Genomic DNA, 8,751 nt, shown 5'->3' with positions numbered 1-8,751 from the left:
CAGTCAAACATCAGCGAGCGTTTTAAAATGCTCTGTAAATTCCTCGGCGGACATTGGATTATCAAGTGTAAACTTGCTGCACCGAGAGTTACTAGGGGTAGTCATGACCTTTTCAACGTTGGTTTTGTTATGTCGCTGTCTCGCTCATATTCAGGCCTTACAAGATGCCTGTCATGGGTCTGATAATCACTGACTTCTGCTAAGTTTCTAGGGTGAGATGCATCAAACTCACAAGACCCTAAAATATAATCTAACACCGAGCCGGTATTGCCAAAATAATGGGTCGACTGGCGAGCGTATTTTAAAGGGTCAACAGGTGGTAAAACATCTTCTGCAATATCAGCATCTTCATCATGCAAGCCTGACTCATATTCATCTTGAGCCAAGGTCGCATTGAGCTTTTGCCCAGTTTGATACAACTCATAAGTATCAAACAAACTGAACTGAGCAAATTCATCCGCTAAGGTTTTATCGTTCATCAGTTTAAGTTTAGGGTCGATAATATCGTTTCTGAAAACGCGTTTACCATTGGCACGAAACGCTTCTAGCGCGGTACTTTGCAAGGTGTCGTTAAAGTCACCCATTAACAACACAGGCAATTGGGTTTTAGTTCGCTGCTTGGCAATTTCATTAAACAACAGTGCAGCTTCACTACCTCGCTGCATGTTAGATGCCCAGCTACCTAACGCTTGTCTTGCCATAATATCAGCGCCGCCTGTCATGCCAGAATCAGCCAAGGTATCCACGCCCATGCCACTGCGCTTTGACTTTAAATGCACCACATAACACTCGCATTCACCAAATTCAGCCAAGGCTATTTTTACCCGTAAAGGCTGACGGCTAAAACTGAAGTCACTCGCTATTCCCATGAGTGGAAATAAATTTTCATCTGGAGTGACCAATGCTGATTCTGTGATAGGAAATTTTGATGCTATGGCGACCACAGGGCTTTGGTAGACATAGTCGCTAATCAATCTTGGCTCATCTAACGCGGCGAAATACTCATAACCTAAAGGGGCTAATAGTGTTTTTAACGCTTCAGGACTAAACACTTCTTGAAAGCCAATAATGTCTGGTTGATGCTCGGATAAATAATCACAAATCCAAGCACATTTTTTCTGCCATTGCTGACGAGAATAAATATTTTCGAAGTCATAAAAAGCCGCGGGCGGTTCGATAAAATTAAATAAATTAAACGAAACCACTTTAAAATATTGCTGTTTATTTTGCTCTTTTTTACTGCTGGTCTGAATCACCGCAAACTGCCTTAAAACCCTATTCTGACAACAGATTAAAGCCAAATCGATTGACTGTCGATGTTAATTACATTCAAAAGACCCATGATCTGAATTTCCTTTCTCTTGAAAAATCACTAATTAAAAAATGATCCTAAATTAGCAACTGCCGTATTACCCCTCGAAATCAGCGCCTGAAATCACAACATCAAATGGATTGATAAATCCGTATTTAAGAAATGAATTCGAGGAAAGAACGATGAAAAGGATCTACTCTCTTGCACTGTGTTTTTCAGTCATTGGTTTAACAGCTTGTTCAGATGATGATGACAACACCGCGACAGTCGCTGAAGTTGAAACCCCTGTTGTAACCTATGCTGACGTTCGTGTCATTCATGCAGGTAGTGACGCTCCAATGGTCAATGTTACTGCCGATGGCGCCAACTTACTCTCCGATGTCGACTACGCCATGTCTAGCGGTTTACTCGAAGTTCCAACCGCTACTTATGCGATTGGTGTCGACGCAATTTTGCCTGATGGCAGCACTCTCACCGTCCTTGAAGCTGAACTCGCCACAGCTGAGGATATGGAATATACCGCTGTTGCTTTAGGGAATGTTAGTGACGAAACCTTAATGCTCAAACTCATTGCCAACGAAGAAAGTGCCGTCACCAGTGGCAATGCTCGAGTACAGGTTTTACATGCCACACCAGCGGTTGGTTTAGTTGATATTTATGTCACTGAGCCTATGGCTGACATCTCAATGATGGAACCGACTCTATCAGCAGATTACATGGATAATAGCGATCAATTAGAAGTCCCAACTGCTGACTACCAAGTCAGAATTACCGCATCAGGCAGCAAAGATGTCGTCTTTGACTCAGGCACAGTGAACCTTGGTGATGGAATGGATTATCTAATTTCAGCCATACCAAATGAATGGACAGGAAGCTCTCCAGTAGCATTATTGGTGGCATTACCTGAAGGCCAAGTATTATTAAATGATATCAATAGTGGCAGCGATATTCGTGCAGTGCACGCAGTAGCAGACGCGCCAGCTGTAGATATTTTCCTTGATGGTAGCGACACTCCTGCAGTTGATATGCTGTCATTTGGTGAAATAGCTGGATACGTTAATATTCCAGAAGGCATGCACACAATTACTGTTGCAGCAGATGCCGACAATTCAGTAGAAGTCATTACCGATGCCGAAGTGGACTTAATGCTAGGTTATAGCTACTCGATACTTGCGGTGGGCTCATTAAGCGATGGTGATATCTCACCTTGGGCATTCGCTGAACACACACGCCGTATTGCAACAGAAGCAAGATTAAACGTATTCCATGCTTCATATTCAGCGGGCAATGTTGATGTATATTTAACCCCAACTGCTGATATTAGTGATGCTTCACCAGCATTAACAGATGTTCCATTTAAAGCGGCATCAGGCAGCTTAAGTATCGCACCAGGTGATTACACCGTTAGCGTAACGGTCACTGGCACTAAAACCGTCGCAATTGGCCCACTAGCAGTATCGCTCGCCGCTAATGGCATTTATAGCGTAGCCGCAGTCGATGCTGAAAATGACACATCTATGTTCTCGGTTATTTTAATGGATGACTTTGTCGCTGAGGAGTAACCCACTCAGCACAAGTGATACCTAAACTGTTTTAACGTTTATCTCCGTCCGACCCTTTCGCGGCTTATCCTCCACCCGAGATAAGTCGCTTTTTTATGAGGAAAATAATGATGAAAATTTCACTCTGCAATTTGCATCAGTTACTACAGCGGTATACTTCAGCAATAATCGGCGTACTATTAAAAGGTCCGTTGTTATCTACTAGCTTGTTAGCGACTATGCTATTTCAAACGTCAGTGAGTGCTATGGAAATTCAATTCAGCTCCCAGCAGCAGTTAAGCGCAGCCAAAATCAGTAATGACACCGTCATGGGCGGTATTTCTTCCAGTGAAATAGACAATGATGCAACGCTAGAACAACCTATTTTTAGCGGTAATGTGTCATTAGCCAATAATGGTGGCTTTGCCTCGATGGAGTATCGAATTAATACCCCAATTCCTGCATCAAACGCGGTAAAGCTAACCGTTATGGGCGATGGGAAAAAATACCAATTACGTTTTAAAACCCCTGAATTGTCTTTTGGAGAAGCTTATGTAGCCAGTTTTACCACGATAGCAGGCCAGAAAACCCAGCACACATTTACCCCTAGTGATTTTAATCCACAGTTTCGCGGCCGCTCAGTCAATGCTCCTGCTTTATCATTTGCAGATATCGATCGAGTCGGGTTACTGATCGCCGATAAGCAAGAGGGAGAATTTTCATTAATGCTCGACAGCATGACTTTTAACGATTGAACAAGGTCATGGTTTTAAAACATAATGACAAACATCACTGTACTAAAGCCAATGAGAACACAATGAACAAGCTGAGTAATATTAAAGGGGTCATATTCGATCTCGATGGCACATTAGTAGAGTCACAGCTTAATTTCGGCAAGATAAAGCAGCAATTAAACTGCCCTTTTGAAACCGATGTTCTCGACTTTATCGAAGATATGACTTCAAAAGAGCAGCAAGACCGCGCCCACCAAATCATCATAGAACACGAAACATCAGATGCAATGAATGCGAAGGCGTTACCGCATATGCATGCGTTATTGGCAAGCTTACAGCAACTATCATTACCTACAGCCATAGTCACTCGCAATAGCAAAGCAGCGACTTCGACTAAACTATCTCAAAATAATATCACCATGGAACTGGTGTTAACTCGAGAATGCTATCCCGCAAAACCCGCACCTGATGCGTTACTTGCTATAGCAAGTCAGTGGAATATTCCAGCAGCTGAACTTATCTATGTGGGTGATTACCTTTACGATATTCAAGCAGCTAAAAATGCAGGTATGCTGTCAGTGTTTATTAATCACCACCAACACACTGATTATCAGCATCAAGCTGACGTTATTGTCAGCGACTTAAAAGAGCTTGAGTTAGCATTAGCAGCCCAGCATCAGTAATCAATTAGATGCCCTTATTACAGCGACAACCCTTTCAAAAACGTACCGATTACACTTATATGCTTCAAATATCCTCCAGCATTTAATGAACTTGTTTACTCAACACAACGTACTAGTTCGTATAAGTTAAATCATAAAAACTGGAGAGATATGAATCCATTACACCCTAAAAAACTATTACACAGTAAATGGACTAAGGTGAATATCACCCAAAAACTGAAACATTTTTCGGTAGTAAAAGTCACTTATGATGAGGACAGTAATGTCACTCAGTGCATCATTCGCGCAGAAATAAATGCACAAGAGTTTGATATTAATTGGCGAGATTTGAAAGACACTCAATTGTGGCTGCAGGGCTGGAAATAACCTGAGCGATCTAACGCCTTACATACTACATACTACATACTACATACTACATACTACATACTACATACTAGGCAGCAATGTTAGACACAAAGAATAATCCTAACAAAAACAGGCTTCCTTTAGCTGTGGCTTTTTTAGAGGCGTGACGTAACGCACGGGTATCTTTAGATAATAACCTTTGCACATTTTGATGCTTGTGAAGCGGCAAGCTGGCAATATTCGCTTCTGGCTGATGCGGTTTTGATTGCGATTTAGGTTCAATAGCGCCGCTTGCATCATTTAAAGGGCTGGGTTTAGGGCTAAGCTCAATCCCTTGGGCATCAAACAGCTCATCGACGGTCACAACATCAGCTGGCGAGTTCGTTGTTAATAAGCCCTTTGCCAAGGGTTTAATGTTTTGCTCTTCATCAAAAAAGCATTGGATATATTGCGCGCACATAATATAGGCAAGCCGCTCAGCTTCTTCAAAACGTTCACTCTCTAAAATATAAGCTTTGAATGAAAGAGCCAGCACAGTAGATAAACTAGCAAGGTTGTCATATAACTCAATCAGATGTGGATGCTGCTCAACGACATCAGGCCATTGCTCCATAATAGGAGCGTCTACCTCAAATTCATAACTCATATCAGGTACATCAACTAATGCATCTAATGTTTTCTCAGCCTGATAATGTTGCCACATTTCATCATAGGACTTACGCTTAATCGGGCATTTTAAAATGTCATAGGACACAGCAATATTAGCAAGCTTAATATCGATATCAGCAAAAGCACTTTGGTATTCATCCGAGTGATAAAACAGATACAAACTTTCATACGCAGTTGTTATTGCATCATCATCGGAATCTTGTGAGAGCCCTAAGCTAAGATATAAATTTTCCATAAACGTCCTGTACTTATACCCATGGTATTTCAAGATGCACCTTGAGGTAACATGGATATATACTGCAGTAATAACCTATCAAAGCGACTAAAAACGGCGCGAGCTGAATCGGTAGAATGACAATTAAACAGCATTAGCCTTAAGACTTATTCAGTTTCATGTAAGCCAATCACTGTTGCACTAGTTACTGAAGCATCAAAGTGACGCTGCTTTACCGATAAATATGCCTCATCATTAAAAAAGGCATCCATTACCGCTTCAGATGGAAAGTCGATGGTGAAGACTCGGTTAATTTGCGAATTGGTTTTAGATTTTAATACTTTCGACACCGTAAAATCATAAGCAAAATCGCCACCATAAAAATGCAAGATTGGCAGCATGGCATCTCGATATGCTTGATACTCAGCTTCATCGTGAACATGCAAAGCCATTATTCGTTGAAAGCCCATTACTACCTCACTTATTTTTTTGAACGAGTAATCTTTCTAAACCAGCAGTCATACTGAACCATTTATCTTCTAAACCAGCTGTCTAGTTCGACAACTCATTCAGTTTCTTGCTATATAAAATCACTGATTTCAGCTAATGACTTTTTCTGTAGCGCATGTTCTGGAACCGTTGCTTGCTCATCAGGGTAACCAGCAATAATTAACATATAAGGTCGTTCATTATCACTATCACGGCCACAAACCTTACTTAAAAAAGACATAGGTTTTGGCGTATGAGTTAAGGTCCCAAGTCCTGCATTATGCAGTGCTTGCAATAAAAAGCCCGTGGCAATCCCTACTGACTCATGCACATAGTAATTCTGTTTTTGCTCGCCATTATCTTCGCTGCGTTTTTTAGTAAATACAGCAATTAACCATGGGGCAGTTTCAAGATAAGGTTTACTGGCATTGGTGCCCAGTGGTTTTAGATTATCTAGCCATTCTTCACCGCCACGCCCCGCATAAAAAGCTTGTTCAATGGCTTCTGCTTGTTCACGGATTTGCGCTTTTACATCAGCATCACTTATCGCCACAAAATGCCAAGGCTGATGATTAGCCCCGTTAGGCGCTGTACCCGCGGCAAGAATACATTGCTCGATAATTTCTTGCGGTACCGCTCTATCTGAGAATTTACGGATAGAATGACGTCGTTTCACATCCTGATAATTTTGCTTCGCACGTTCAAGCATTTCAGCTTGAGGATATTCAATAAAATCAGTTAATGGCAAGTGAGCTTCGGTCATGTCTATTCCTTATTATTTTAGTTCGTGCTTGTTGCTAGTCCGTTGTTTGCTGCTTTCTTTTAAAATCATCTAAGGTGATTTGCAATGCTGCTATCGCGGTTTCGGTATCGATATTATTTTCTTCCAGCAGCTGGATTAAATCGACCGCAAGTTGCACGGATTTAGGCGCATCATCCAGTGGTGATTGTGGCTGTTTTTCTGTTGTCATCTATGGTGCGTTCCAATACAAATAGCGGGTAAAACAGTCAATTTAACCAAACGACGGTTAATGAAAACAGCCGTTAGTTAAAGCAAGAATTATTGCATTAATTATAGTGAGAAGTTGGCAATCGCTTTTTGAATACCGACCACATCAGTCCCTTTCTTTAATTCTTTAACGATAGGTTGTTCAGTACCTGAGATAAAGATTTTAAGCTCTGCATCCATATCAAATGTGCCTGCAGTTTCAACGATAAAATGAGTCATCGATTTGTAGGCGATTGAATGGTAGCTGACCTTTTTTCCAGTCATGCCTTGCTTATCAATTAAAATAAGGCGCTTATCGGTAAACACAAACATATCGCGGATCAGTTTATAGCCCATTTGAACTGACTCATTGTCAGCCATAATTGGCGATAACTCTTGTTGTAACTCACCTAAATCCATTTCAGAGGAATTACCTAAAATCGCATCAAAAAGTCCCATTGTTTTCTCCTTAAATATGGTCTTTGCATTGCTCAATAAAACAGTGAATAAAATAGTGCGGCATCTACACCTAATTAACAAGCAAAAAGCTGTTAAAGTATTTTAACGACACTGTAAACCACACTTTCAAGGCGCATTATGAACGCAGCTATCATTGGAGCGACTGGCTTAATCGGCCATTATTTGTTATTAAATTTATTGGCAGATACCCAATATCAAACCGTGGTGGCCGTAGGGAGAAGAGCACCTGAACTTGCTGCAGAAACAGCAGGAATTGAAAAGCTTATCTTTGTCGAAACTCAATTAAATCAGCTCACCGAGTTAAATTTACCTGTCAGTATTGACCACGCTTTTTGTTGTCTTGGCACCACCATCAAACAAGCGGGCAGTCAGGAAAATTTTATCAAGGTTGACCACACCGCCGTCATCGACTTTGCCAAACTCGCGATTGAGCATCAAAGCCAGACTGGGGTTAAATTATTTGTGGTGACGGCCTTAGATGCCAATGAAAAATCAACAGTGTTTTACAATCGAGTAAAAGGCCAAGTGCAGAAGGATTTAAGCCTCCTCCCCTTATCCAAGCTCTACATATTTCAGCCAAGCTTGTTATTAGGAGAGCGTGTTAGTCAGCGAACCTTAGAAGATATAGGGCAAAAGCTGTTTACCTTGTTATCTGGAGTCTTTGTTGGCCCTTTAGCCAAGTACAAACCCATTACCGGCAAGCTTGTGGCAGACAATATGCTTGCTATTGCTGTTAAAGATCTCTCTGGTTCAGGCTTAGGTACAGATAGTGACAGCCAATTAGATAATCTAACGATCAGGGTTATTGATAATAAGCAGATGCACCGATTGGTGAAGTGAGTTTTTGTCCCAAGGTTTGTTGGCAGCTTACGCCTGCTATAAATTCCGAAATTTAAATAAAATCTAAATCAAGGTCTAAATCAAGGTCGTGGCGCTTCGCCCACACCAGACGAAAGGGAGTGAACTGCGACTCCCTCTTAGAACACCCCGCAGCTCCGGCGAAATTTAAACAGCAAAATTTCCAACGGAGAATGATCCAGCTTTAAACTTCATTTTGAGTCTGCTTCGGCAAGCTACAAAAATCACTAACGCTTACGATGGGGCGTCCCTTCCCCTCGAAAGCTAGCCAGACATATATGGACCCATCCGGTTTGCAAGATATTTAATATCGACTTTGAGAATAGTTCATTGCACCCATATATTCGGCCTGTTATTGAGGTACTCCTCTGGCCCTGATGGATATTTGCTTCTACTTTCCTTATCATCCTTACGGCTTCTTTAGAGCCAATGCCAGGC

The 8,751-nt window shown here is 41.5% G+C and carries 11 protein-coding genes; 5 read left to right on the top strand and 6 right to left on the bottom strand.

The window, feature by feature from the left end:
- Nucleotides 1-101 precede the first annotated feature (101 nt).
- Nucleotides 102-1,256 (bottom strand): endonuclease/exonuclease/phosphatase family protein, encoded by a 1,155-nt coding sequence (locus FNZ24_RS20920; RefSeq protein ID WP_153916727.1) that lies wholly within the window; start codon nucleotides 1,254-1,256, stop codon nucleotides 102-104.
- A 238-nt stretch (nucleotides 1,257-1,494) separates the two neighbouring features.
- Here FNZ24_RS20920 and FNZ24_RS20915 point away from each other — a divergent pair, with 238 nt between their 5' ends.
- The 4 genes from FNZ24_RS20915 (at nucleotide 1,495) to FNZ24_RS20900 (ending at nucleotide 4,636) form a co-directional block, all read left to right on the top strand.
- Entirely contained in the window at nucleotides 1,495-2,874 is a 1,380-nt protein-coding gene (locus tag FNZ24_RS20915) for a DUF4397 domain-containing protein (protein ID WP_153916726.1), read from the top strand.
- A gap of 110 nt (nucleotides 2,875-2,984) precedes the next feature.
- Nucleotides 2,985-3,608 carry a CIA30 family protein gene (locus FNZ24_RS20910; protein ID WP_194945117.1) on the top strand — a complete coding sequence of 208 codons (624 nt, stop codon included), beginning with the start codon at nucleotides 2,985-2,987 and terminating at the stop codon, nucleotides 3,606-3,608.
- Nucleotides 3,609-3,670: 62 nt separating this feature from the next.
- On the top strand, nucleotides 3,671-4,270 hold the full coding sequence (locus tag FNZ24_RS20905) for an HAD family hydrolase (RefSeq protein ID WP_153916724.1): 600 nt from the start codon (nucleotides 3,671-3,673) through the stop codon (nucleotides 4,268-4,270).
- 150 nt (nucleotides 4,271-4,420) lie between these two features.
- Nucleotides 4,421-4,636 (top strand): TIGR02450 family Trp-rich protein, encoded by a 216-nt coding sequence (locus FNZ24_RS20900; protein ID WP_153916723.1) that lies wholly within the window; start codon nucleotides 4,421-4,423, stop codon nucleotides 4,634-4,636.
- A gap of 67 nt (nucleotides 4,637-4,703) precedes the next feature.
- On the opposite strand, the gene FNZ24_RS20895 is transcribed toward FNZ24_RS20900, so the two are convergent.
- The 5 genes from FNZ24_RS20895 to FNZ24_RS20875 all read right to left on the bottom strand — a co-directional run bounded on the left by FNZ24_RS20895 (nucleotide 4,704) and on the right by FNZ24_RS20875 (nucleotide 7,434).
- Nucleotides 4,704-5,519 carry a DnaJ domain-containing protein gene (locus tag FNZ24_RS20895; protein WP_153916722.1) on the bottom strand — a complete coding sequence of 272 codons (816 nt, stop codon included), beginning with the start codon at nucleotides 5,517-5,519 and terminating at the stop codon, nucleotides 4,704-4,706.
- A 146-nt stretch (nucleotides 5,520-5,665) separates the two neighbouring features.
- A complete protein-coding gene (locus FNZ24_RS20890) occupies nucleotides 5,666-5,968 on the bottom strand; it encodes a DUF1330 domain-containing protein (protein ID WP_153916721.1) in 303 nt (100 codons plus the stop codon).
- 110 nt (nucleotides 5,969-6,078) lie between these two features.
- A complete protein-coding gene (locus FNZ24_RS20885; RefSeq protein ID WP_153916720.1) occupies nucleotides 6,079-6,750 on the bottom strand; it encodes a nitroreductase family protein in 672 nt (223 codons plus the stop codon).
- Nucleotides 6,751-6,784: 34 nt separating this feature from the next.
- The gene (locus FNZ24_RS20880) at nucleotides 6,785-6,958 is read right to left on the bottom strand and encodes a YbaM family protein (RefSeq protein WP_153916719.1); all 174 of its coding nucleotides are present in this window, start codon (nucleotides 6,956-6,958) and stop codon (nucleotides 6,785-6,787) included.
- A gap of 101 nt (nucleotides 6,959-7,059) precedes the next feature.
- The gene (locus FNZ24_RS20875) at nucleotides 7,060-7,434 is read right to left on the bottom strand and encodes a PH domain-containing protein (protein WP_153916718.1); all 375 of its coding nucleotides are present in this window, start codon (nucleotides 7,432-7,434) and stop codon (nucleotides 7,060-7,062) included.
- Between the two features lie 138 nt (nucleotides 7,435-7,572).
- On the opposite strand from FNZ24_RS20875, the gene FNZ24_RS20870 reads away from it, so the two are divergent.
- A complete protein-coding gene (locus FNZ24_RS20870; RefSeq protein ID WP_153916717.1) occupies nucleotides 7,573-8,295 on the top strand; it encodes a nucleoside-diphosphate sugar epimerase in 723 nt (240 codons plus the stop codon).
- The last annotated feature ends 456 nt before the right edge of the window (nucleotides 8,296-8,751 follow it).

The organism is Shewanella sp. TC10 (assembly GCF_009663145.1).
GTDB lineage: Bacteria > Pseudomonadota > Gammaproteobacteria > Enterobacterales > Shewanellaceae > Shewanella.
Note: the sequence above shows the minus strand (reverse complement) of the source record. Positions and strands in the feature narration are given on the sequence as shown.